Here is a 23,746-nt window from a genome sequence, read left to right on the forward strand (position 1 = left end):
TTCGCGTGGCTGAATCAAGCCAGCCAGGAGACCGCAGCGTGCCCAGCACCACCTTCCGCAATGTTGCCATCGTCGCACACGTCGACCATGGCAAGACCACCCTCGTCGACGCCATGCTCCGGCAGTCCGGCGCCTTCGCCGAGCGTGCCGAACTGGTCGACCGCGTGATGGACTCCGGTGACCTGGAGCGCGAAAAGGGCATCACCATCCTCGCGAAGAACACCGCCGTGCATAAGCACAACGAGGACGGTTCGATCACGGTCATCAACGTGATCGACACCCCCGGCCACGCCGACTTCGGTGGCGAGGTGGAGCGCGGCCTGTCCATGGTGGACGGCGTTGTGCTGCTCGTCGACGCCTCCGAGGGCCCGCTGCCGCAGACCCGTTTCGTGCTCCGCAAGGCGCTCGCCGCCTCGCTGCCCGTCATCCTCGTCGTCAACAAGACCGACCGTCCCGACGCCCGCATCGAGGAGGTCGTCTCCGAGAGCCACGACCTGCTCCTCGACCTGGCGTCCGATCTGGACGACGAGGCCGCCGAGGCAGCCGAGCTCGCCCTCGACCTGCCGGTGCTCTACGCCTCCGGCCGTGAGGGCAAGGCCAGCAAGGTCCAGCCCGAGAACGGCCAGGCCCCCGACGCCGAGAACCTCGACGCGCTGTTCGAGGTCCTGATGGAGAACGTCCCGGCACCCAAGGGCACCGTCGACGCGCCGCTGCAGGCGCACGTCACCAACCTCGACGCCTCCGCCTTCCTCGGCCGCCTGGCCCTGGTCCGCATCCACAACGGCGAGCTCCGCAAGGGCCAGACCGTCTCCTGGATGCGCGAGGTCGACGGCGAGCCCGTCGTCACCAAGACCAAGATCACCGAGCTGCTGCAGACCGTCGGCGTCGAGCGTCAGCCCGGAGAGGTCGCCGTCGCCGGTGACATCGTCGCGGTCGCCGGCTTCCCCGACATCATGATCGGCGACACCCTCGCCGACCTGGAGAACCCGGTCGCGCTGCCGCGGATCACCGTCGACCAGCCCGCCATCTCGGTCACCATCGGCACCAACACCTCGCCGCTCGTCGGCCGGGTCAGCGGCCACAAGCTGACCGCCCGCATGATCAAGTCGCGTCTCGATCAGGAGCTCGTCGGCAACGTCTCGCTCAAGGTCCTCGACATCGGTCGCCCGGACGCATGGGAGGTGCAGGGTCGTGGTGAGCTCGCGCTGGCCATCCTGGTCGAGCAGATGCGCCGCGAGGGCTTCGAGATGACCGTCGGCAAGCCGCAGGTGGTCACCCGCCAGGTCGACGGCAAGGTGCACGAGCCCTTCGAGGAGCTCACCATCGACAGCCCCGAGGAGTACCTCGGCGCCATCACCCAGCTCCTGGCGAACCGCAAGGGCAAGATGGTCCAGATGGCCAACCACGGTGCCGGCTGGGTCCGCATGGAGTTCATCGTCCCCTCGCGTGGCCTGATCGGTTTCCGCACCGACTTCCTCACCGAGACCCGCGGCACCGGCATCGCCAACGCCGTCTTCCACGGCTACGCGCCGTGGGCGGGAGAGATCCGCGCGCGCCACACCGGTTCGCTCGTCTCCGACCGCACCGGCTCGGTGACCCCGTTCGCGATGATCCAGCTCGCCGACCGCGGCACCTTCTTCGTCGAGCCCGGCGCGGACACCTACGAGGGCATGGTCGTGGGCATCAACCCGCGTCAGGAAGACCTCGACATCAACGTCACCCGCGAGAAGAAGCTGACCAATATGCGTCAGTCCTCCGCCGACGTGATGGAGACCCTGGCCAAGCCGATCAAGCTCGAGCTCGAGGGCGCCATGGAGTTCTGTGCAGGCGACGAGTGCGTCGAGGTCACCCCCGAGGTGGTCCGCGTCCGCAAGGTGCACCTGTCGCAGACCGACCGCGCCCGCGAGCGCTCGCGCAGCAAGTCCCGCGACAAGGCCGCGCTGTAGAGTTGCGCTTCGCGCCTGTGCGCGGTTGACGAGTCTGCGGACCCGTCAGCCGCGCACAGGCGTTTACAGCCGTAGATCGAAAGGGACGTGCGAGTGCATCGAGCGGGACGACGAACCCGACAGATCCTGCCGATCGCGACAGCCCTTGTCGCCGGCCTGATGCTGGCGGGCTGCACCGCGAACCCGCCGCCGCCGGTGGAGAGCACCGACAGTCCCAAGCCGACGACGGCGGTGCCCACCAAGAACACCGTCGTTGTCGCGATCGACGACGTGGGCCTCGGCTTCAATCCGCACCTGCTCTCCGACCAGTCGCCGGTCACGTCGGCGGTCAGCTCGATGGTGTTGCCGAGCGCCTTCCGTCCGGTCCCCAGCCCGACCCGGCCCGGCGGCACGGACTGGCTCCCCGACGAGTCCCTGCTGATCTCCGCGGACGTCACCTCCCAGAATCCCTTCACGGTCACGTACCAGCTCCGCAACGAGGCGCAGTGGTCCGACAGCGCGCCGATCGCCGCCGAGGACTTCCGCTACCTGTGGCGGCAGATGATCAGCCAGCCCGGCGTCGTCGACCCGGCCGGCTACGGCCTCATCACCGACATCGGCTCCTCGGGCGGCGGCAAGACCGTCACCGTCACGATGAGCTCGCCGTATCCGGCGTGGCGGGAGTTGTTCACGGACCTGCTGCCCTCGCACCTGGTGAAGGACTCGCCGGGCGGGTTCACCCGCGGACTGGCGGAGAACATCCCGGTGTCCGGCGCCGACTTCCACATCAAGTCCATCGACCGCGGCCGCGACGAGATCCTGCTCGAACGCAACGACCGGTTCTGGGGCAAGCCCGCGACCCCCGACCAGATCCTCATGCGTCGCGGTGGTTCGTCCGCGCAGTTGGCGGACTCGATCCGTTCCGGTGACGCCCAGGTCGCGCAGGTGCGGGGCAGCGGCCCGCTGCAGGCTCAGTTGGCCGCGATCCCCTCGGTGCGCGCCGCCGTCACCCCCGCGCCCCGGGTACTGGAGCTGACCTTGAACGGCAGGGTCCCCGCGCTCGCCGACCAGCGGCTGCGTCGCGGTCTGATGGGGCTGCTCAGCCCCGACCTGCTGGCCTCCGTAGGCACCCCGACCGGCGCGAACGCGACGCCGGCCCGGGCCCAGGTGCTGGCGCCGTCCGATCCGGGCTACGTCCCGACCGCGCCGCCCGCGCCGAGCCGCGAGCAGGCGCTCGGGTTGCTCGCCGAGGCGGGCTGGGTTCACACCCTCGTCGACGGCCCCGGTGAGACGGCGACGGCCAGGACCGCGAAGGACGGCGATCAGCTGGCCCTGGTGATCGGTGCGCCGGAGGGCGACGACTCCGCCATCGCGGTCGCGAACACGGCGGCCGACCAGCTCCGCGGCGCCGGGGTCGATGCCTCGGTGACGACGATGAGGCCGGACGAGCTGTACGGCAAGTCGCTCGTCGAGGGCGAGGTCGACGCCGTGGTCGGCTGGGCGCGCGCGGGCTCCGACCCGGCGACCTCGATGGCCTCCCGGTTCGCCTGCCCCCCGCCTGCGGCCCCGGCACCGTCCGGCGCAGGCGAGTCGACGGACGCCGAGCCCGACGTCGTGCCCGATCCGCTTGCCCCGAGCAATCTGTCGGGACTCTGTGACGCGGCCCTGCAGGCGGGCATCGACGAGGCGCTCCGCGGAACCGCGGACGTCGGACACGTGATCGCTCAGGCCGAGCCGAAGCTGTGGGATCTCGCCGCCGTGCTGCCCGTCCTGCAGGACACGACCGTGGTCGCGGCCGGGCCGGGCGTCCAGGGTGTTTCGCTGACCGGCGCGATCCAGGTCGGCATCTTCGCCGATGCCGCCGGCTGGTCAAGGAGCCCGCAGTGAGCGAACGTCGACTGCTGCTGGTGCACGCCCATCCCGACGACGAGACCCTCACCACCGGGGGCACCATCGCGCGGTACGCCGCCGAGGGCGCGCGGGTGACCGTGCTGACCTGCACGCTCGGCGAGGAGGGCGAGGTGATCGGTGAGCGGTGGGCGGGCCTCGTCGCGGACCGGGCCGATCAGCTCGGCGGCTACCGCATCCTCGAGTTGACCGAGGCGCTCGCGGCGCTGGGCGTCGACGGCCCCAGGTTCCTGGGCGGGGCGGGTCGCTGGCGGGATTCCGGCATGATCGGCACCCCGTCAGCCGCCAACCCGCGCGCGTTCGTGAACGCGGACCCCGAGGAGGCGGTCGAGGCTCTGGTCGCGGTGATCCGGGAGGTCCGTCCGCACGTGGTGGTCTGCTACGACCCGGACGGCGGCTACGGCCACCCCGATCACATCCAGGCGCACCGCTTCACGATGGCAGCGGCGTTGGCCGCGGGCACCGATATGTATCCGGCTGCGGGTCGGCCCTGGGAGCCGACGAAGGTGTATTGGACTGTCACCGAGGCGAACTCGTTGGCACAGGGGATCGAGTGCATCACCGAGATCCCGTCGTCGTGGCGGATTCCGGAGCCGGGGGAGTTGCCCTGTGTGCTCGACGAGACGGTGACCGCCGCGGTGGACGTGCGGGCTGTGCTCGAGGCCAAGCGGTCGGCGCTGACCGCGCACGCGACGCAGGTGACGGTGTCGGAGACCGGCTCGGAGTACGCGCTGTCGAACAACGTGGCGCAGCCGATCCTGGCCGAGGAACACTACGTTCTGGCGCGCGGCGCCCGCGGTGCGGTCGACGCCGACGGGCGCGAGCGGGACCTGTTCTCCAGCATCGCTTTCTAGCACGCGGCCGCCCCGAAGGCTTCCAGTCGCCCCACGGGGTGACCCGATCCGGGTTACCCTCGGTGTGCTTCATCAGTCGTACCTGAGTTTCTCGCACGTTGTATCCAGATCGATTGTCGATTTCCGGATCACGAAGGGATCAGCCCGATGGCGTTGCACAGGGTCACCGACAGGGGCGGGGACGCCCAAGACATCTACTCGACGCCGCTCAGCCGAGAAGTGTTGCCGAAGTACCAGATGCCGAAAGAAGCGTCGGACCCGCGGATCGCCTACGCACTGATCCACAGCGAACTCCAGCTGGACGGCAACTCCTCGCAGAACCTCGCGACGTTCTGCTCGACCTGGTCGGAGGACGAGGTCCACCGGCTGATGAACGACTGCCTCGACAAGAACATGATCGACAAGGACGAGTACCCGCAGACCGCGGAGATCGAGTCCCGGTGTGTGCACATGCTGGCGGACCTCTGGAACTCACCCTCCGGACGCGACACCATGGGCTGCTCCACGACCGGATCGAGCGAGGCCGCCATGCTCGGTGGGCTGGCCCTCAAATGGCGCTGGCGCGAGCGGCGGCAGGCGGAGGGCAAGCCCACCGACCGCCCGAACCTGGTGTGCGGGCCGGTGCAGATCTGCTGGGACAAGTTCGCCCGGTACTTCGACGTGGAACTGCGCCAGATCCCGCTCGAGCCCGGCGCGACGGGGATACGTCCGCACCAATTGCGGGAGTACGTCGACGAGAACACCATCGGTGTCGTCGCGATCCTCGGCGTGACCTACACCTGCGACTACGAGCCCGTCGAGGAGATCGCGGCGGAGCTGGACGCGATCATGGCGGACACCGGGCTGGATGTGCCCGTTCACGTCGACGCGGCCAGCGGGGGATTCATCGCCCCGTTCGTGCAGCCGGAGTTGGTGTGGGACTTCCGTATCCCGCGAGTGGCCTCCATCAACACCTCCGGTCACAAGTACGGACTGGCCCCGCTGGGGGTCGGCTGGGTGGTGTGGCGGTCGGCGGACCTGCTGCCCGAGGACCTGGTGTTCCGGGTGAGTTATCTCGGCGGCGACATGCCGACCTTCGCGCTCAACTTCTCCCGGCCGGGCGGCGAGATCGTCGCCCAGTACTACCTGTTGCTGCGCCTCGGCCGCGAGGGCTATCGCATGATCCAGCAGACGTGTGCCGAAACCGCCCAGGCCCTCGCCGAGGAGATCAAGACGATGGGGCCGTTCACCCTGCTCTACGACGGGACCGGCGGGCTGCCCGCGGTGTCCTACACCCTGACCGACCCGGCGACGGCGGGCTTCTCGCTGTACGACCTCAGCGATGAGCTGCGGAGGCGCGGCTGGCAGGTGCCCTCGTACCCGTTGCCCGCGAACCGGCAGGAGACAGTCATCCAGCGGGTCCTGGTTCGGCACGGGATCTCCCGCGATGTGATCTCCCTGCTGGCCGAGGACATCCGTCGATCGCTGGCGCGGCTGGCCGGGGGCACGCCGTCCGACGAGGCGCGGGAAGGGTTCCATCACTGACGGGGTTCGGGTTCCTCCCGAGGCATGGGGTCGGCTGTGACGGCCGACCCCAATCCGATTAGACTGTGATGTGGGTCATAGCCGGGTCGGGCTGACGGAAGGATGTCGATGTACAACTGGAGTGTTCAGAACGCGATCGTGGCATTCGTGGATTCGCTGCGCCCCTACTCGGAACAGCATCACGAGATGTACATGAACGCGCTGTACAACTTCGTCGACATGCAGAGTCACCTGCTCACGCTCCTCGGCTACCCGCCGGTGGGCTGAAGCCCCCGCCTACGATTGGTGCCATGACATCCGGCACCAGCCCCGCACCGACCGGGCGCCGCATCCTCGACTCGGCGATTCTCGGCCTGCTGATGTTCGACGGCGCGCTCACGGCCGTGCTGGCCGTGCTCTTCCTGCCCACCTACCTGGGTTCGGTGGCGTTTCCGATCAGCGCGCTCGCCGCGGGTGTCGTCAACGTGTTGCTGGTGCTCGGGGCCCGCACCGTCACCGACCGGGCATCGATGGCGGCGCTGCCGCTGGTCGGCTGGTTCCTCGGCTTCGTGCTGTGCATGTTCGGCGGTCCGGGTGGGGACGCCCTGTTGCTCGCGAGCCCGCTGACCCTGGTGCTGTTCGGACTCGCGGTGGTGCCCGCCGGGCTGCTCCTGCTGAGGTTCGCCTCCGAGGACGCCGTCGCGCGCGGCAACTCCGCCCGCCGGGCCTAGGAGCGGCGGGCGAATAGGAGGGTGTCGGCTACGGGGGCAGCAACCCCGCAGCCCGACCGGCGTCGGACAACATCGCCTCGACCATCGCCTGCGTGAGCCTGCCGGTGAAGGTGTTCTGCTGGCTGACGTGGAAGCATCCGAACACCTCCAGCGCGCTGCCGTCACCGGTCGGGGGCAGGACAATGTGGGCGCCGTGGCCGAACTTCGGCCGCGGCCGCGGTACCGCCCAGCCGGCGTCGGTCAGTGCGGGAAACAGTGCCTGCCAACCGAATCCGCCGAGCACGACCACCGACCGCAGGGTCGGCGAGAGCAGCCGCAGTTCCTCGTCGATCCAGCGGCGGCAGGTGTCCCGCTCGGTGGGCGTCGGCTTGTTGTCCGGGGGAGCGCAGTGCACGGGTGCGGTGACCCTGACCCCACGCAGCCGCAGGCCGTCGTCGCGGCTGACCGCGGTCGGTTGGTTCGCCAGCCCGACCGCGTGCAGCGCCGCGTACAGCACGTCGCCACTGCGGTCACCGGTGAACATCCGACCGGTCCGGTTCCCGCCGTGCGCGGCGGGGGCGAGCCCGACGATCAACAGCGCGGCATCGGCCGGCCCGAACCCGGGAACGGGCCTGCCCCAGTAGGTCTCGTCGCGGAACGCGGCCCGCTTCTCGACGGCCACGCGCTCGCGCCACTCGACGAGCCGCGGGCAGCGTCTGCAGTTGACGAGCTCACCGTCCATCTCGGCGAGGGTGGCATGGGCTTCCACAGATCCGACGGTACCCGCGCGTGGTCCGGGCCCGTCAGGAGCAGGGAATCGTGCCCTGGAGGTTCGGATCGAGCGCCTTGCGCGCGAGGAAGACCGGAGCGGGGTGTTCGAGGAGCCCGACCTGCGGATTCGGGCCGGTGTCGAAGCTCTTCCTGGAGTGCCCGACAAAGAGGTCCTGGTTCTGGCACTCGTCCTGCACGTACACATTGCGGAGGGACGGTCCGGGGGCGGCGTCGAGGAACGACCCCGTGTACGGGGTGATGGTCCGGTCCGTTTTCGATGCGATGACGGTGTAGTCGATCCCCGGGAACGTCTCCTGGCCTGCGTTGAGTGTGGCCAGGAATTCCGATCCGATGATCTGCTGCTGCGAGGACTTCGAGGCGCCCGCTGCCCTGGCCGCCTCCACGGTCGGGTACTGGTCGCGGTAGCTCGTCCCGTGGGTGGACGGCGCGAGCATGACCAGGGTGTGAACCTTGCTGTTCGCGGGGTTCTGCTGGTCCGCCCCGCCGGCGAACCGGAGGTACTGCCGGGTCACGGTGCCGCCCTGCGAGTGCCCGACGACGTCGACCTGCGCGGAACCGGTTTCCGTCCGAACCTTGTCGACGAACTCGGCCAGTTCGACGGCCGCGTCCTCGATCGCCGCGTGTCCCCACCAGTCCCGGCCCGCCGGGATGGGGGTCGGGCCGAGGAAGAGTGAGGGGGCGAAGCCGTAGTTCAGCGCGAAGACGCAGTACCCATCGTCCTTGAGCGGCTTGATCAGCGGGCCCTGGTCGCTCGGGTTCTCCGTGTTGCCCCAGCTCTCCTGCATGCTCCTGCCGGTGCCGTGCACGAGCACGACCGGTCGAGGGTGCTCCGGCGACGGCTCACATTCCCAGTCGTTCGCGCCCGCGAGCAGTCCCTGTTCGGGCTCCGCGGCCGAACCCGTCATCGAGGACTGGGCGGACGCCGTCGCCGACGGGAGGATCGCGGTGGTGAGGGCGAACAGTGCGACGGTTGCGACGCTCGTCGCGACCGCGCGGAGCCGGTCGTTCACATGAGTACTCCTGGGGCTGGGTGCGGGAAATGCGAGACAGTGCAGCCGTCATCTGTAACACCCCCGACGGGGTCGGCGCAGGAGAATGCCCTCTTCGGTCAGTCTGCCGCCGCTCGCACTCTGAGCGTCAGCACCTGGAACGGCCTCAGCGTCACCGTGATCGCGTCGCCGTCGACCGTCGCGCCGGTGGGGGCGGCCACCGGCCGTTCGAGCAGGTCGACCGTCTCGACGCCCGCGTGCGGGAAGTCCACGTCGATCAGCGCGGTCGATCTGGCGCCGGTGGATTCGTACAGCCGGACCACGACGTCGCCGCCGCGGTCCTCGGCGAGCTTGACGGCCTCCACCACCACCGCGGGATTCGACACCCGCAGGAGCGGTTCGACCGGCGCGCCGCCCGTGATCGTGCGCGGCGGCAGGTTGATCCGATAGCCCTCGGCGACGGCGTCGCCGATCGTGGCACCCGGCCGGACGGAGACCCGCAACGTGTGTGCGCCCTGATCGGAGGTCGGGTCGGGGTACAGCGGCGCGCGCACTAGCGACAGACGCACCGTCGTGGTGCTGCCGCCGTCCTGCCGGGCGGAGCGTCCGATGTCGTGGCCGTAGGTGGCGTCGTTGGCCACCGCGACGCCGTACCCGGGCTCACCGACGTGCACCCAGCGGTGCGCGCAGATCTCGAACTTCGCGAAGTCCCAGGACGTGTTGGAGTGCGTCGGCCGGAAGACGTGGCCGAACTGTGTCTCCGCGGCGCTGCGGTCGGCGTGCACGTCGAACGGGAAGGCCAGCTTGAGCAGCTTCTGCCGTTCGTGCCAGTCGATCTCGTTGCTGATCTCCAGCGCGCGGGCGCCTGCGGCGAGCTCGAGCCGCTGCACGATTGTCGAGTCCCCGAACGACCTGCGCACCACAACGGAGTCGCCGTCACGATCGACGGAGTCGGGATCCCGCAGGTCGGTCACCGTGTGGCGATAGAACTCGTCGATGTCCCAGGCGTCCCACTGGTTCGGCACGTCCCGGTGCAGCTGGAGCAGGTTGCCGACCGCGCCGGGCGCGATGGCGTCGCGTCCGGTGTCGGCATCGGTCAGCGAGGTGATCAGGCCGTCGCGGTCGATCGTGACCCGGACGAGGCCGTTGTCGAGGACAAAACCCTTGCCGCGCCCGGTGATCCGGGTGGGGGCGGCCTCGGGGACGGCGGTCGCGATGCCGAGCGCGGGCACACCGTCGCGCGCCTGGGGGCTCGCGTTGAGGGTGAGGGTCGCCGAGCCCGCTCCGGTCAGTGCTCCCGCCGCGTCGGCGATGATCTCCTCCAGACCGGCCGCGACGGCGGCGTAGTTGCGTTCGGCGTCGCGGTGCACCCACGCGATGGAGCTGCCCGGCAGGATGTCGTGGAACTGTTGCAGCAGCACCAGATGCCAGAGCCGCTCGAGCTCGTCGTACGGATAGTGCGCGCCGGCCCGCACGGCGGCCGTGGTCGCCCACAGTTCCGCCTCGCGCAGGAGGTGCTCGCTGCGCCGGTTGCCCTGCTTGGTCCTGGCCTGCGAGGTGTAGGTCCCGCGGTGCAGCTCCAGATACAGCTCGCCGGACCACACGGGCGGAGTGGGGTACTCGGCCTCCGCCCGGCGGAAGAAGTTCGCGGGCGAGTCCAGCGTGACGGTGGGTGAGCCCTCGAGCGAACGGGTCCGCTCGGCCGCGGCCAGCATCTCGCGGGTCGGCCCGCCGCCGCCGTCGCCCCACCCGAACGGGACAAGGGACACCGTCCCCGCGCCCTGCTCCCGGTAGTTGCGCTGGGCGTGACCGAGGTCGTGTCCGGACAGGTCCGAGTTGTACTTGTCCACCGGGGGGAAGTGGGTGAAGACCTGGGTGCCGTCGATGCCCTCCCATCGAAAGGTGTGGTGCGGCATCCGGTTCGTCTTGTTCCAGGAGATCTTCTGGGTGAGGAAGTACTGCGACCCCGACAGGCGGACCAACTGGGGCAGCGCGGCCGAATAGCCGAACGAATCGGGCAGCCAGACCTCTCGGGTGTCGACGCCGAACTCGTCGAGGAAGAACCGCTTGCCCGCAACGAACTGCCGCGCCATGGCCTCGCCGCCGGGCATGTTGGTGTCGGCCTCCACCCACATGCCGCCGACCGGGACGAACTGGCCGGCCGCGACCTTGTCTCGGATCCGTTCGAACAGCTCCGGATAGCCGTCCCTGACCCAGGCGAGCTGCTGCGCGGACGAGCAGGCGAACCGGAAGTCCGGGTGATCGTCCATCAGCGCAACGACATTGGAGAAGGTGCGGGCGCACTTTCGGATGGTCTCGCGCACCGGCCACAGCCAGGCCGAGTCGATGTGCGCGTGCCCGACGGCGATCAGGTTGTGCGCGCTGGCGTAGGCCGGTCGCGCCAGCACCTCGCGCAGTTGCTCGCGGCCGGCGGCGGCGGTGCTCGCGATGTCGTCCGGGTCGACGGTGTCGAGCATCCGCTCGAGGGCGCGCAGGATCTCGTGCCTGCGTGGCAGGTCGAACGGCAGCGCATGCATCAGGCCGCTGAGCGCCGCGATGTCCTGGGTCAGCTCCCACACCGTGCGGTCGCGAAGCGCGAAGTCGACCTGGCGGAGCTGGTAGATCGGTTCCTCGCCCGCGGTGTCCAGGTCGCCGAGGGTGGTGGGCTGGAAGCCGAAACTCCGTGCCACATCGGGATTCGCGGCCAGCTCGAGGTAGAGGTCGACCGGCCGGTGCGGATCAACCGGAAGATGGGTGTTGAACGGGGAGATCGCCTTGATGACGGTGCCGTCGGGGCGGTAGGCGAGCGCCTCGGCGTTGAAGCCGGGGCCGCCAGTGAAGCCGGGGTCGACCACCAGCTCCACCTCGACGTCGTCGCCCAGGCCCCGCCAGCGATCCGGCACGCGCCCGGTCACGTGGAGCCACATCGTCCCCCACGGCCTGCCCCAGCGGGTCCCGATCGCGATGGGCGCGAACTCCTGCCTCAGTGCCTCCGTGACAGGCACCGGCTCGCCCGGCACCTGCCACGCCGTGAGCTCGGCCGGGACGGTGTCCCGGTAGAGCGCCCCGCCGAGCCGCTGATCGACGAACCGCCGCAGCCGCTCCTCCACGATTTCGCGATCGTCGTGCATCGGTGTCCTCCGTGCGTCGATGAGGGGATCGGCTCAGGTGTCGCGGGTCCAGATGTCCCCCGCGCCAGGGGTCACCGTCTCGATCAGGGCCCAGGCGCGGTCGGCGGGCAGATCGAGGACCTCGTAGTGGCCTGCCCCGGCCGGGGTGGCCGCCACCACGGTGGCGACGCCGGCGCGCCGCTGGAACCAGCTCTGCCGCACGGTCCATCCGATGATGCCGTCGGCCTCGAGGCTGGCCCGACTGCGGTCCAGCGAGCCGCTGCGGGTGATGAGCCATCCGGGCGGCGTGGCGTGACCGAGGCCCCGATAGCGGTCCCAGGCCAGCGCGGTGGCGGCCGCGGCCAGGGCCGCGAGGCCGGCCCACGCCTGCCACCCCAGCGGCACCCCCATCGCCGTCGCGACCGCGGTCGCAACGGCCAGCGCTGCCACCGGGAGCAGTGCCCGGGTGTGCCGGCGGCGTCTGGCGGCCGGGCCGTGTGGGGCGAGTTCCACGGGGGAGTGGTCGCCACCAAGGACGACGGCCGCCACCCGCTCGGCCTCGGCCCGCGGCGCCTGCGGCATCAGCAGGGTGGACTGTCCCTTGCCGGAGCTGATCCCGGTCATGATCGCGTCGAGGTGGGCGCCGCCCGCGGCCCGCAGCAGCAGCGGCTCGCGCAGCGAGGTCCCGCGCAGCCGGGCCCTGTCCAGGGTGGTCTGCCTGATCTTGAGCAGGCCGTGGCTGACGTGCAGCACCTTGCCGTTGTCGGTGACCCGGAGGTTGCCGAACGCGATGAGGTAGCGCACGCAGGAGAGCCCGCTCGCCACGACGATGAGCGCGACCAGCCCGAGCGCGACGGCGGCGGCGATGCCCAGGTGCTGCATGGAGTCGACTCCTCGACTCACCGCCGAGGAATCGGCGATCCGCTTGCCGAGCCCGTATTGGAAGGCGAGGCCGATCGCGGCGGCCACCGTCAGCACCCCGGTGACGGAGAACGGTGCGTAGCGGACCCAGGCGGGTGTCCAGTGCGCGATCTCCGTTTCTCGGCGCGGGGTACCCGCGTCCGCTCCCAGCTGCGCCGCCTCGGCATCGACGGGCGCCGCCGGTTCCCGGTGGCCGGCCAGCAGGGCCGCGCGCAGGGCGGGGACAAGGGCGGAATCGAGCGCGTTGAGTTCGAACCTCTTGGAGTCGCCGTGTCCGGACTGCTGGCCGGTGCCGATCCGGACGACGGACAGGCCCAGAACCCTGTGCAGTACACCGGATTCCACGTCGACCGAGCGGATCCTGTTGCGCGGAACCGAGAGCAGGTTCTTCTGGAACACCCCGGTGCGCAGCTGCACGTGGACCGGGCCGATCCGGTAACTGGTGGTGAACCAGCGCAGCAGCGCGTACGCCACCAGGACGGCGACGACGATCAGACCGAACGTGTGGTTGCCGCTCTGGGTGCCGACGACCAGTGAGATCAGCAGCACCGGTAGCAGTTTGACGACCTCGTCGACCGGATGGACGAGCAACATCCGCTTGTCGAGCCGCAGCCACGGCTGTTCCTGCTCGGCCGCCAACGCGGCTGCGCCCGAGGCCTCCGGTGGGGCGGTACCGGGCGCGGGGTGCGGTGTCGCGTAGTGCGGAGGGGCAGGATGCCCTGGTGCGGTCACGTCGCGTCCCCGACGTTGCGGCCCGCGATCTCGGTGAGCTGCGCGACGGTCCGGTCCGCGACCTCGCGGTCGAGCGCGGTGATGGTGACCGCACCCGCGGACGAGGCGGTGGTGACGGTGACCGTGGCGAGGCCGAGCATCCGGTCGAGCGGTCCACGCTCGGTGTCGACGGTCTGCACCCGGGAGATCGGGGCGATGCGGCGCTCCTGGGTGAACCATCCGGTCTTCGTGTACACCGCGTCGGCGCTGATCTCCCAGCGGTGCACGCGGTACCGCCACTGCGGGACGACAAGGACGTGCGTCGCCGCCACCGCGAGGCTGACGACGAACACCGCGACGTGCGGCCACGTGGTCCAGCGCCCGTCGACGAATCCCCAGACGATCTGGGCGATGAAGACCGGGATCCACATCAGCGCGGCGTTGATCGCCCACAACTGCGGGGCGCGGGTGCTGGGTCGCCACTGGGGGTCGGCCATGGTGACGACGGGGGGCGGGGGAGTGCTCACCTCTCCAGCCTGCCCGATCTGGTGCCGTCGCAGTGCGATCATCCGTCGGTTTCGGCCGATGTCGCCCCACGCCCACGGGTCCTCGGGAGGGTTAGCCTGGGAGAGGCGAGGGAAGGAACGACCATGGACCGATTCGATCCCGCCTCCGGACCCGAGGTCCCCGAGGCCGACCACGCCGAGCAGGAGACACCTGTCGTCGAGCAGGACGACGCGGACACCACGGCGGAAGTGGCGCCCGGCTCGCTCGAGGTCAACGACGCCGACGCGGCCGAACAGGCGCGTGTCGTGCCGGACGACGACGAGTATCCGCACGGGTGACGGGGCGCGTTTGCTGCGGTGGGAGGCCTCCCCCTGGCAGGTCCAACGGGTGATGGCGCATGATCGAACGCGTGAGCACTGACGACGCCCCCTCGACCACGCCCGCGATGCTGCCCGATCCCGCGATGCCGTCGGGATCCGCGCAGGTGGGTGCACCGGCTCCGCCCGCAGGTCTGGCGGCCCCTTCGGCGTCCGCGATGCGCAGGGCGCTGCGCCGCGCTCGCGACGGCGCCACCCTCAACGTCGACGAGGCGACGGTGCTGCTGCACGCCCGCGGTGCCGACCTCGAGGATCTGTGCACCTCGGCGGCACGGGTCCGCGACGCGGGCCTCGAGGCGGCGGGGCGGCCGAAGACGGTCAGCTACTCGCGCAAGGTGTTCATCCCGCTGACCCGGCTGTGCCGCGACAAGTGCCATTACTGCACGTTCGTCACCGTCCCCGGCAAGCTGCGGGCCGAGGGCCGGGGGATGTACCTGGACCCGGACGAGGTGCTCGACATTGCCCGCCGCGGCGCCGAACTCGGCTGCAAGGAGGCGCTGTTCACCCTCGGTGACCGGCCCGAGGAGCGGTGGCCGGAGGCGCAGGAGTGGCTCGAGTCCCGGGGCTACGACTCCACCCTGGATTACGTGCGCGCGATGTCGATCCGGGTGCTCGAGGAGACCGGACTGCTGCCGCACCTGAACCCGGGCGTGATGAGCTGGGAGGAGATCTCACGGCTCAAGCCGGTCGCGCCGTCGATGGGCATGATGCTCGAGACCACGTCCACCCGGCTCTTCACCGAGAAGGGCGAATGCCACTACGGCAGCCCCGACAAGGATCCGGCCGTGCGGTTGCGCACGCTCACCGACGCGGGCAGGCTCTCGGTCCCGTTCACCACCGGCATCCTGGTCGGCATCGGCGAGACGATGACCGAACGTGCCGAGTCCATTCTCGCGATCCGCAAGTCGCACAAGGCGTTCGGTCACATCCAGGAAGTCATCATCCAGAACTTCCTGGCCAAGGACGACACCGCGATGCGCGACGCGCCGGACGCGGGAATCGAGGAGTTCCGGGCCGCCATCGCCGTCGCCCGGCTGTTGCTCGGGCCCGGCATGCGGATCCAGTCGCCGCCGAACCTGGTGTCCGCCGACGAGTGCCTCGCCCTGATCGCCGCGGGCGTCGACGACTGGGGCGGCGTCTCGCCGCTCACCCCGGACCACGTCAACCCCGAGCGGCCGTGGCCGAACCTCGACACGCTGGCCGCGATCACCGCCGAGGCGGGCTACACCCTCACCGAGCGGACGGCCGCGCAGCCGCCGTACGTGCTCGCCGGCTCGCCGTGGATCGACCCCCGCATCTCCGCGCACGTCCAGGCCCTCGCCGACCCGGTGACCGGGCTGGCCAGGCCGGACACCCGACCGACCGGCCTGCCCTGGCAGGAGCCGGACGAGGCGTGGGTGTCGGCCGGGCGCATCGACCTGAACACCGCGATCGACACCGAGGGCCGCAACACCGAGACCCGCAGCGACCTCGGCAGCGCGTTCGGTGACTGGGACTCGGTCCGCGAACAGGTCCTCGAGCTGTCCAACCAGGGCGCGCCGGTGCGGCTCGACTCCGAGGTGCTGGCGGCGCTGCGCAGCGCCGAGCGCGACCCCGGCGCCTGCACCGACGACGAGTACCGGGCCCTGGCGACCGCAGACGGCGAGGGCCTCGAGGCGATGGTCGCGCTGGCCGACGCCCTGCGCCGTGACGCCGTGGGCGACGACGTCACGTACGTGGTGAACAGGAACATCAACTTCACCAACATCTGCTACACCGGCTGCCGGTTCTGCGCCTTCGCGCAGCGCAAGGGCGACGCCGACGCGTTCACCCTGTCCACCGCCGAGGTGGCCGACCGGGCCTGGGAGGCGCACGTCGCCGGGGCCACCGAGGTGTGCATGCAGGGCGGCATCGATCCCGAGCTGCCCGTCACCGGCTACGCGGACCTGGTCCGCGCGGTCAAGGCGCGTGTGCCGTCGATGCATGTGCACGCCTTCAGCCCGATGGAGATCGTCAACGGCGCCTCACGCGGCGGGCAGAGCGTGCGGGACTGGCTGACCGACCTGCGCGCGGCCGGCCTGGACTCGATCCCCGGCACCGCGGCGGAGATCCTCGACGACGAGGTGCGCTGGGTGCTCACCAAGGGCAAGCTGCCGACGAGCACCTGGATCGACGTGGTCACCACCGCGCACGAGGTGGGTCTGCGATCCAGCTCGACGATGATGTACGGGCACGTCGACCAGCCGCACCACTGGGTGGGGCATCTCAACGTGCTGCGCGGAATCCAGGACCGCACCGGCGGATTCACCGAGTTCGTGCTGCTGCCGTTCGTGCACCAGAGCTCCCCGCTGTACCTGGCCGGGGCGTCGAGGCCGGGGCCGACGCAGCGCGACAACCGGGCCGCGCACGCGCTGGCCCGGATCATGCTGCACGGGCGGATCCACAACATCCAGACCAGCTGGGTCAAGCTCGGGGTCGCGGGGACCCAGGCGATGCTCCAGGGCGGCGCCAACGACCTGGGCGGCACCTTGATGGAGGAGACCATCTCGCGGATGGCCGGTTCGCAGCACGGATCGGAGATGACGGTCGCGGAGCTGCGGGCGATCGCCGAGGGGATCGGACGCCCGGCCCGGCAGCGCACGACCGGTTATGCCGAAAGGGTGGGAGTGGCATGAGCGAGACGGTTCGGATCGGCGACGGCAGGGTCGTCGCGGTGCTCGACCGCGCGGCCTGGGGGATCAACCCGGTGCTCGATCTGATGAGCACCGATCCGCTGCGGATCAAGGCGAGGACGTTCACGCCTACCGCCGAGCAGCGCACGATCGTCGGGACGAGCGAAGCGACGGGGGGCGTTCTCGAGAAGGTGCTCGACGCGGCGGCCTGGCTGCTCGATGTCGCCGAGGTGCCCGGCACCGCGGCGTGGGAGCGGGCGAGCGACGAGCGTCGCGCCCGATGGTGGGTGACCCGGCTAGGCGCGCTGAACACCATCGCGGTGGCGTTTCCCGGCGTGTTCGGCCCGCTCGTCCGGCGGCTGCCGATCCAGGACCTGCTGGCGTTCGCGAATCAGACGCTGGTGCTGGTCGCGGTGGCCAGGGAGCTCGGCGTCACCGATCGCAGCGCCCAGGTGGATCTGCTCGCCTCGGTGCTCTGCCGCAGGCAGACCGACGCCAGGACGCTGCTCGCGCACCCGGATGCGACGCCCCCCGAGGCCGGTTCGTCCTGGCGGCCGTTCGCCCTGCTCGGCGCGATGTGGACCACCTCCCGGATGCTCCGGGCGATCCCCGACGAGCTCGGGAAGCGGCCGAGGCCGGGCCAGCCCTATCGGACCCTCGGGAAGCTGCCCCTGGTCGGCGCGGTGGCGGACTACCTCGGTGAGCGGGGCGCCCTCGCCCGGGCGGCCGCGCAGGGGCAGCGCTGGATCGACGGCCACACGGTGCGGACGGCGGCGGGCAGATCGGGCTTGCAGGGCCTGTCGAGCGTCTGACTTTCGACCCGGTGCCCCGGGCCGCTCCGCAGTAGTCTGTGGGTGTTCCCCGGTTTCGCGTCGAATCCGGCGGTCAGGGCACCCTAAGCGGGTGTGCCCGGCTCGGGGAGGAGATACTGGTAACTCGTGGGCGGACATGGGGGTTCGCCCGGCGTGATGGTTTTTGACGAAAGGCAGGGAGAGCAGCAGTGCCCTACACGATTGCTGAACCGTGCGTGGATGTTCTCGACAAGGCGTGCATCGAGGAATGCCCTGTCGACTGTATCTACGAGGGTGGCCGCATGCTCTACATCCACCCCGATGAGTGCGTGGACTGCGGCGCCTGCGAGCCCGTCTGCCCCGTCGAGGCGATCTTCTACGAAGACGACGTCCCGGATCAGTGGAACGCCTACGTGAGCGCGAACGTCGACTTCTTCGTCGAGCTCGGATCTCCCGGTGGCGCCGCCAAGCTCGGCAAGGTTGATTACGACCCGCCGTTCATCAAGGCGCTGCCGCCGATGGGCGAGCACTGAGTTGCTCGGTACCACCGTGACCGGTCGCACCCGGGTTCCCGTGTCCGCGGGGCTGCCCGACTTCCCCTGGGACTCGTTGGCAGAGGCCAAGGCCAAGGCCGAGTCCCACCCCGACGGGATCGTCAACCTCTCCGTCGGCACGCCTGTCGATCCGGTGGACCCGCTGATCCGCGAGGCGCTCGCCTCCGTGTCGGAGGTGCCGGGATACCCGACCACGCACGGCACCCCCGAGTTGCGCGCGGCCGCGGTCGGTGCGCTGACCCGGCGGTACGGGGTCACCGGGCTCGATCCGGCGGCCGTGCTGCCCGCGATCGGCACCAAGGAAGCGATCGCCTGGCTGCCGCGTCTGCTGGGGTTGGGCGCCGATGACCTGGTCGTGATCCCCGAGGTCGCCTACCCCACCTACGAGGTGGGCGCGCTGCTCGCCGGCGCCAGGGTGCTGCGCGCCGACGGCACCATGCGGCTCGGCCCCGAGAGCCCGGCGCTGATCTTCATCAACTCGCCGTCGAACCCGACCGGCAAGGTGCTCGGCATCGACCACCTGCGCAAGGTCGTCGACTTCGCCCGGCAGCGCGGCGCGATCGTCGTCTCCGACGAGTGCTACCTGGGCCTGACCTGGGAGGCCGAGGCGTACTCGATCCTCGACCCCCGCGTCTGCGACGGCGACCACACCGGCCTGCTTGCGGTGCACTCGCTGTCGAAGACCTCGAACCTGGCCAGCTACCGGGCCGGCTTCATCACCGGCGACGCCGCCCTGGTCGCGGAACTGCTCGAGGTGCGCAAGCACGCCGGGATGATCATGCCGTTCCCCGTGCAGGCCGCGATGACCGCGGCGCTGAACGACGACGCGCACGAGAACGCGCAGCGCGAGCGGTACCGCGCGCGCCGCGAGGTGCTGCTGCCCGCCGTGCGCGCCGCCGGGTTCACGGTCGACAGTTCGGAGGCCGGCCTGTACCTGTGGGCCACCCGCGAGGAGGCCTGCCGGGACACCGTGGACTGGTTCGCGGACCGCGGCATCCTGGTCGCGCCCGGTGACTTCTACGGCCCCGGCAGCAGGCGGCACGTGCGGATCGCGCTCACCGCGACCGACGAGCGGATCGCCGCCGCCGCGACGCGACTCACTGCCTGACCCTCGTTACCTGGCCGCGGACCCGCCACGGCGCTAGCCTGGGGGCGGAGTTCCTCGTTGCCGGGGTACCGCCCCTGCAGCGTCCCCTCGCGGGCAGGAGGCAGCATGGACGCCGTCACTCGGGTTCCTTCGCCCAGCAACGAACCGGTGTACTCGTACGCACCGGGTAGCCGCGAGCGGCTGTTGCTCACCGCCAAGCTCACCGTGCTGGCCTCGGATCCGCTCGAGTTGCCGCACGTGATCGGTGGCGTACACCGGCAGGGCGCCGGTGAGCGGGTGGACGTCGTTCAACCACATCGGCATTCGGCCGTGCTCGGGACGCTCACCAACGCCACCCACGAGGACGCGGACGAGGCGATCGAGGCCGCGGTCGCCGCCGCGCCCGGCTGGCGGGCCCTGTCCTTCGACGACCGGGCCGCCGTGCTGCTGCGGGCCGCGGACCTGCTCTCCGGTCCCTGGCGGGAGACGCTGGCCGCCGCGACCATGCTCGGGCAGTCCAAGTCGGTCCAGCAGGCCGAGATCGACGCGCCGTGCGAGCTGATCGACTTCTGGCGGTTCAACGTGCACTTCGCCCGGCAGATCCTGGCGGATCAGCCGGTCTCCGGTCCTGGGGTGTGGAACCGGCTCGAGTACCGGCCGCTCGAGGGATTCGTCTACGCGATCACGCCGTTCAATTTCTCCGCCATCGCGGGCAATCTACCGACCTCACCCGCGCTGATGGGCAACACCGTCGTCTGGAAACCGTCGACCACGCAGACCGTCGCCGCCTACTGGACGATAAGGCTGCTGGAGGAGGCGGGGTTGCCGCCGGGCGTGATCAACCTGGTCACCGGCTCGGGCGCCGCGGTTTCCGATGTGGCGCTGAGCGATCCGCGCCTGGCCGGCATCCACTTCACCGGCTCGACCAGGACCTTCCAGCATCTCTGGCGGGAGGTGGGGGCCAATATCGGCTCGTACCGCGGCTATCCGCGGTTGGTCGGCGAGACCGGCGGCAAGGATTTCGTGGTCGCGCATTCCTCGGCGAATCCCGAGGTGCTGAGCACCGCACTGGTGCGCGGCGCCTTCGAGTACCAGGGCCAGAAGTGCTCCGCGGCGTCCCGCGCCTACGTCCCGAAGTCGGTGTGGCACAGGATGGGAGAGTCCTTCCTGGCCGAGGTCGATCAGCTCAGCTACGGCGACGTGACGGACCTGTCGAACTTCGGAGGGGCACTCATCGACCGCGCGGCCTACGACAAGAACGTCGCCGCGATCGAGCGGGCGCGGGACGCCGCCGGGGTGCAGGTCGCGGTCGGTGGAAAGTACGACGACAGCGAGGGATACTTCGTCCGGCCGACGGTGCTGCTCGCCGGGGATCCGCGCGACGAGGCCTTCGCCACCGAGTACTTCGGGCCGATCCTGTCGGTGCACGTCTACGACGACGACAAGCCCGGCGCGTTCGAGGACCTGCTCGCGGTGGTGGACTCGAGTGCTCCCTACGCGCTCACCGGATCGATCATCGCGGACGACCGGGTCGCGGTCGACAAGGCGTCCACGGCACTGCGATTCGCGGCGGGCAACTTCTACGTCAACGACAAACCGACCGGTGCCGTGGTCGGACAGCAACCCTTCGGTGGGGCCCGCGCGTCCGGCACCAACGACAAGGCCGGCTCGCCGATCAACCTGCTCCGCTGGACATCCGCCCGGACCATCAAGGAGACCTTCGTCCCACCGACGGACCACCGCTATCCGCACATGGAGCCGGAAGAATAGCCGTGGTGGCGCAGGTGTTCGAGAACCCGCTGCGGCCCGCGATCCTGGCGGCTGCGCGATCGACGACGCTCAAGGCCGCGATCACCAGGGCGCCCGTCACCCGATCCATCGTCAAACGGTTCATCGCGGGGGAGACCAGGGCGGAGGCGCTGACGGCCGCGCGCGCGATCCTCGACACCGGCAGGCTGATCAGCATCGACCACCTCGGCGAGGACACCACCGACGAGGCCAAGGCGGGGGCCGCCGTCGCCGAGTACCTGGCCCTGCTCTCCGACCTGGCGGAGCTGCCGGAGGCGAGGGAGCCCGGCGGGGTGCGCCCACTCGAGGTGTCGGTGAAGCTGTCCGCGCTGGGGCAGGCGCTGCCGGTCGACGGCCGCGAGATCGCGTTGGCGAACGCGAGGACGCTGTGCGCCGCCGCGGAGCGGGCCGGGGTCTGGATCACCGTCGACGCCGAGGACCACACCACCACCGACTCCACCCTGTCCATCGTCCGCGAACTGCGCGCTGACCATCCGTGGCTGGGCGCGGTGCTGCAGTCGTACCTGCGCCGCGCCGAAACGGACTGCCGCGACCTGGCGGGCCCGGAATCGCGGATCCGGCTGTGCAAGGGCGCCTACCGGGAGCCGGAATCGGTCGCCTTCCAGGCCAAGGCGGACGTGGACGCCTCCTACCTGCGCTGCCTGCGGGTGCTGATGGAGGGCGGCGGCTACCCGATGGTGGCCTCCCACGACCCGGTCATCATCGCGGAGGCCGACTCGATGGCGTCGGGGTCGGGGCGGGACGCGGCGGACTTCGAACACCAGATGCTCTACGGGATCAGGGACGGCGAACAGCTCCGCCTTGCCGGGCTCGGCGCCCAGATGCGGGTCTACCTGCCGTACGGCGGCCAATGGTACGGCTACTTCATGCGCAGGCTCGCGGAGCGGCCCGCCAACCTGGGCTTCTTCGTCCGTTCGGTCTTCACGAGGGACTGAGGAGGGATAACCGCCCGGTGGGTGGGAACGGCTATGGAGAACGGGTTCTCGGCCAAGGAGATTGAAGGGAGCTGTGACCGGTATCACTGCGGTCACCCCGGGGGCCGCTGAACGAGAGGACGCTTCATGACCAACGTGGAAACCGAGATAACCGATGAGGTCCGCGTCATCGACCAGGGCACCCCGCCCGCTCGCTTCGCACGTGGCTGGCACTGCCTGGGGCTGGCGGAGGAGTTCCGCGACGGGAAGCCGCACTCCATCGAGGCCTTCGGGACCAAGCTCGTCGTGTTCGCCGACCGCAACGGCGAGATCAAGATCCTCGACGCCTACTGCAGGCACATGGGCGGCGACCTGAGCCAGGGCACCGTCAAGGGCGACTCCATCGCCTGCCCGTTCCACGACTGGCGCTGGGGCGGCAACGGCAAGTGCACCGCCATCCCCTACGCCCGCCGCGTCCCGCCGCTGGCCCGCACCCGCGCCTGGAAGATCATGGAGCAGGACGAGCTGCTGTTCGTCTGGAACGACCCGGAGGGCAACCCGCCGCCCGCGGACGTGACGATCCCGCAGATGTGCCCCGAGGGCACGGAGTGGACCGACTGGGTGTGGAAGTCGATCGTCATCGACACCAACTGCCGCGAGATCATCGACAACGTCGTCGACATGGCGCACTTCTTCTACGTGCACTACTCGTTCCCGACGTACTTCAAGAACATCTTCGAGGGACACGTCGCGATCCAGGAGTACGAGGGCGTCGGCCGTGAGGACATCACCGAGTGGGACGACCCGGACGTCCCGCAGCTGGTCTCGACCACCTCGACGGCGGCTTACCACGGCCCGTCGTTCATGATCGACGACCTGACCTACCACTACGAGCACTTCAAGGCCGAGTCGATCCTCATCAACTGCCACTACCCGGTCGGCCCGGACCAGTTCGTGCTGATGTACGGCATCAAGGTCAAGAAGACGCCGGAGGTCCCGGCGGAGATCGCCGACCAGATGGTGCAGGCGATGATCGGCTACATCGGCATCGGCTTCGAGCAGGACATCGAGATCTGGAAGAACAAGACCCGGATCGACAACCCGCTGCTCACCAACGAGGACGGCCCCGTCTACCAGCTGCGCCGCTGGTACGAGCAGTTCTACGTCGACGTCGCCGACGTCAAGCCGGAGATGGTTGACCGCTTCGAGTTCGAGCTCGACACCACAAGGCCGGTCGAGGCGTGGAAGCAGGAAGTGGCCGACAACATCGCCCGCAAGGCCGACGCGGAGGCCTCGGCCTGATGGAGCCGGTCGATTGCGAACGCTGCGGCAACCGGGTGCTCGTCGAGAAGAACAGCTGGGAGCACACCACTGTCCAGTGGAGCACCGACCACCCCGAGGTAATCTGCGAGGAGTACCAGCAGGACCCTTCGCTCACCCAGCGCGGTGCGCGTATCGGGCGCTGTTCGGCGTTGCGCGAATCGATCCGCAAGGCCGTCCTGGACGGACGCATCCCCGTTCCGGAATGAGCTACCGCCCTCGCCGGGCGCGGCGTGAGCACGCCGCGCCCGGCGAGTCTCGCAGGCCTGCATCGGATTCCTGGATTGCCGGGTTTGTCTGATATCCCTTGGGG

The 23,746-nt window shown here is 70.1% G+C and carries 20 protein-coding genes; 15 read left to right on the plus strand and 5 right to left on the minus strand.

What is annotated here, in order from left to right; translation table 11 throughout:
• Positions 1-38: 38 nt before the first annotated feature.
• The 6 genes from typA to ABIC28_RS12225 all read left to right on the plus strand — a co-directional run bounded on the left by typA (position 39) and on the right by ABIC28_RS12225 (position 6,921).
• A complete protein-coding gene (gene typA, locus ABIC28_RS12200; protein ID WP_097212562.1) occupies positions 39-1,946 on the plus strand; it encodes a translational GTPase TypA in 1,908 nt (635 codons plus the stop codon).
• 159 nt (positions 1,947-2,105) lie between these two features.
• On the plus strand, positions 2,106-3,812 hold the full coding sequence (locus ABIC28_RS12205; protein ID WP_097212628.1) for an ABC transporter family substrate-binding protein: 1,707 nt from the start codon (positions 2,106-2,108) through the stop codon (positions 3,810-3,812).
• On the plus strand, positions 3,809-4,687 hold the full coding sequence (gene mshB, locus ABIC28_RS12210; protein ID WP_354579049.1) for an N-acetyl-1-D-myo-inositol-2-amino-2-deoxy-alpha-D-glucopyranoside deacetylase: 879 nt from the start codon (positions 3,809-3,811) through the stop codon (positions 4,685-4,687). Before ABIC28_RS12205 ends, mshB begins: the two co-directional genes overlap by 4 nt.
• A 147-nt stretch (positions 4,688-4,834) precedes the next feature.
• On the plus strand, positions 4,835-6,211 hold the full coding sequence (gene gad / locus ABIC28_RS12215) for a glutamate decarboxylase (RefSeq protein ID WP_269589390.1): 1,377 nt from the start codon (positions 4,835-4,837) through the stop codon (positions 6,209-6,211).
• A gap of 108 nt (positions 6,212-6,319) precedes the next feature.
• Positions 6,320-6,478 (plus strand): hypothetical protein, encoded by a 159-nt coding sequence (locus tag ABIC28_RS12220; RefSeq protein ID WP_179800604.1) that lies wholly within the window; start codon positions 6,320-6,322, stop codon positions 6,476-6,478.
• A gap of 23 nt (positions 6,479-6,501) precedes the next feature.
• Positions 6,502-6,921, plus strand: coding sequence for a hypothetical protein (locus ABIC28_RS12225; RefSeq protein WP_354579052.1), 420 nt, complete (start codon positions 6,502-6,504; stop codon positions 6,919-6,921).
• A 28-nt stretch (positions 6,922-6,949) separates the two neighbouring features.
• Here ABIC28_RS12225 and ABIC28_RS12230 read toward each other — a convergent pair whose 3' ends face one another.
• From ABIC28_RS12230 to ABIC28_RS12250, 5 genes are all read right to left on the minus strand, one after another.
• Positions 6,950-7,642, minus strand: a complete 693-nt coding sequence (locus ABIC28_RS12230) for a uracil-DNA glycosylase (protein WP_245221638.1) — start codon at positions 7,640-7,642, stop codon at positions 6,950-6,952.
• A gap of 61 nt (positions 7,643-7,703) precedes the next feature.
• Complete coding sequence (locus tag ABIC28_RS12235; RefSeq protein WP_307861277.1) at positions 7,704-8,702, minus strand: esterase/lipase family protein; 999 nt, start codon at positions 8,700-8,702, stop codon at positions 7,704-7,706.
• Positions 8,703-8,800: 98 nt separating this feature from the next.
• Positions 8,801-11,812, minus strand: a complete 3,012-nt coding sequence (locus tag ABIC28_RS12240; protein WP_354579054.1) for an alpha-mannosidase — start codon at positions 11,810-11,812, stop codon at positions 8,801-8,803.
• Positions 11,813-11,845: 33 nt separating this feature from the next.
• The gene (locus tag ABIC28_RS12245; protein WP_354579208.1) at positions 11,846-13,306 is read right to left on the minus strand and encodes a PH domain-containing protein; all 1,461 of its coding nucleotides are present in this window, start codon (positions 13,304-13,306) and stop codon (positions 11,846-11,848) included.
• Positions 13,307-13,440: 134 nt separating this feature from the next.
• Positions 13,441-13,920, minus strand: coding sequence for a PH domain-containing protein (locus tag ABIC28_RS12250; RefSeq protein WP_097212625.1), 480 nt, complete (start codon positions 13,918-13,920; stop codon positions 13,441-13,443).
• Positions 13,921-14,073: 153 nt separating this feature from the next.
• On the opposite strand from ABIC28_RS12250, the gene ABIC28_RS12255 reads away from it, so the two are divergent.
• The 9 genes from ABIC28_RS12255 to ABIC28_RS12295 all read left to right on the plus strand — a co-directional run bounded on the left by ABIC28_RS12255 (position 14,074) and on the right by ABIC28_RS12295 (position 23,642).
• Positions 14,074-14,268 carry an Rv3202a family protein gene (locus tag ABIC28_RS12255; protein WP_097212556.1) on the plus strand — a complete coding sequence of 65 codons (195 nt, stop codon included), beginning with the start codon at positions 14,074-14,076 and terminating at the stop codon, positions 14,266-14,268.
• A gap of 107 nt (positions 14,269-14,375) precedes the next feature.
• The gene (locus ABIC28_RS12260) at positions 14,376-16,961 is read left to right on the plus strand and encodes a bifunctional FO biosynthesis protein CofGH (RefSeq protein ID WP_097212624.1); all 2,586 of its coding nucleotides are present in this window, start codon (positions 14,376-14,378) and stop codon (positions 16,959-16,961) included.
• Entirely contained in the window at positions 16,958-17,770 is an 813-nt protein-coding gene (locus tag ABIC28_RS12265) for a hypothetical protein (RefSeq protein ID WP_354579057.1), read from the plus strand. Before ABIC28_RS12260 ends, ABIC28_RS12265 begins: the two co-directional genes overlap by 4 nt.
• 188 nt (positions 17,771-17,958) lie before the next feature.
• Positions 17,959-18,282 carry a ferredoxin gene (gene fdxA / locus ABIC28_RS12270; protein ID WP_097212554.1) on the plus strand — a complete coding sequence of 108 codons (324 nt, stop codon included), beginning with the start codon at positions 17,959-17,961 and terminating at the stop codon, positions 18,280-18,282.
• A 40-nt stretch (positions 18,283-18,322) separates the two neighbouring features.
• A complete protein-coding gene (gene dapC / locus ABIC28_RS12275) occupies positions 18,323-19,411 on the plus strand; it encodes a succinyldiaminopimelate transaminase (protein ID WP_097212623.1) in 1,089 nt (362 codons plus the stop codon).
• 105 nt (positions 19,412-19,516) lie between these two features.
• Complete coding sequence (pruA, locus tag ABIC28_RS12280) at positions 19,517-21,160, plus strand: L-glutamate gamma-semialdehyde dehydrogenase (protein WP_354579059.1); 1,644 nt, start codon at positions 19,517-19,519, stop codon at positions 21,158-21,160.
• A 2-nt stretch (positions 21,161-21,162) separates the two neighbouring features.
• Complete coding sequence (locus ABIC28_RS12285) at positions 21,163-22,134, plus strand: proline dehydrogenase family protein (RefSeq protein ID WP_420030241.1); 972 nt, start codon at positions 21,163-21,165, stop codon at positions 22,132-22,134.
• 126 nt (positions 22,135-22,260) lie between these two features.
• Positions 22,261-23,415: a 3-ketosteroid-9-alpha-monooxygenase, oxygenase component gene (locus ABIC28_RS12290; protein ID WP_354579062.1), complete on the plus strand. Its 1,155-nt coding sequence runs from the start codon at positions 22,261-22,263 to the stop codon at positions 23,413-23,415.
• Positions 23,415-23,642: a hypothetical protein gene (locus ABIC28_RS12295; RefSeq protein WP_097212550.1), complete on the plus strand. Its 228-nt coding sequence runs from the start codon at positions 23,415-23,417 to the stop codon at positions 23,640-23,642. The genes ABIC28_RS12290 and ABIC28_RS12295 overlap by 1 nt, the downstream gene beginning before the upstream one ends.
• The last annotated feature ends 104 nt before the right edge of the window (positions 23,643-23,746 follow it).

The sequence above is a fragment of the Rhodococcus sp. PvR044 genome, from assembly GCF_040548995.1.
Taxonomy (GTDB): Bacteria; Actinomycetota; Actinomycetes; order Mycobacteriales; family Mycobacteriaceae; genus Rhodococcus_G; species Rhodococcus_G oryzae.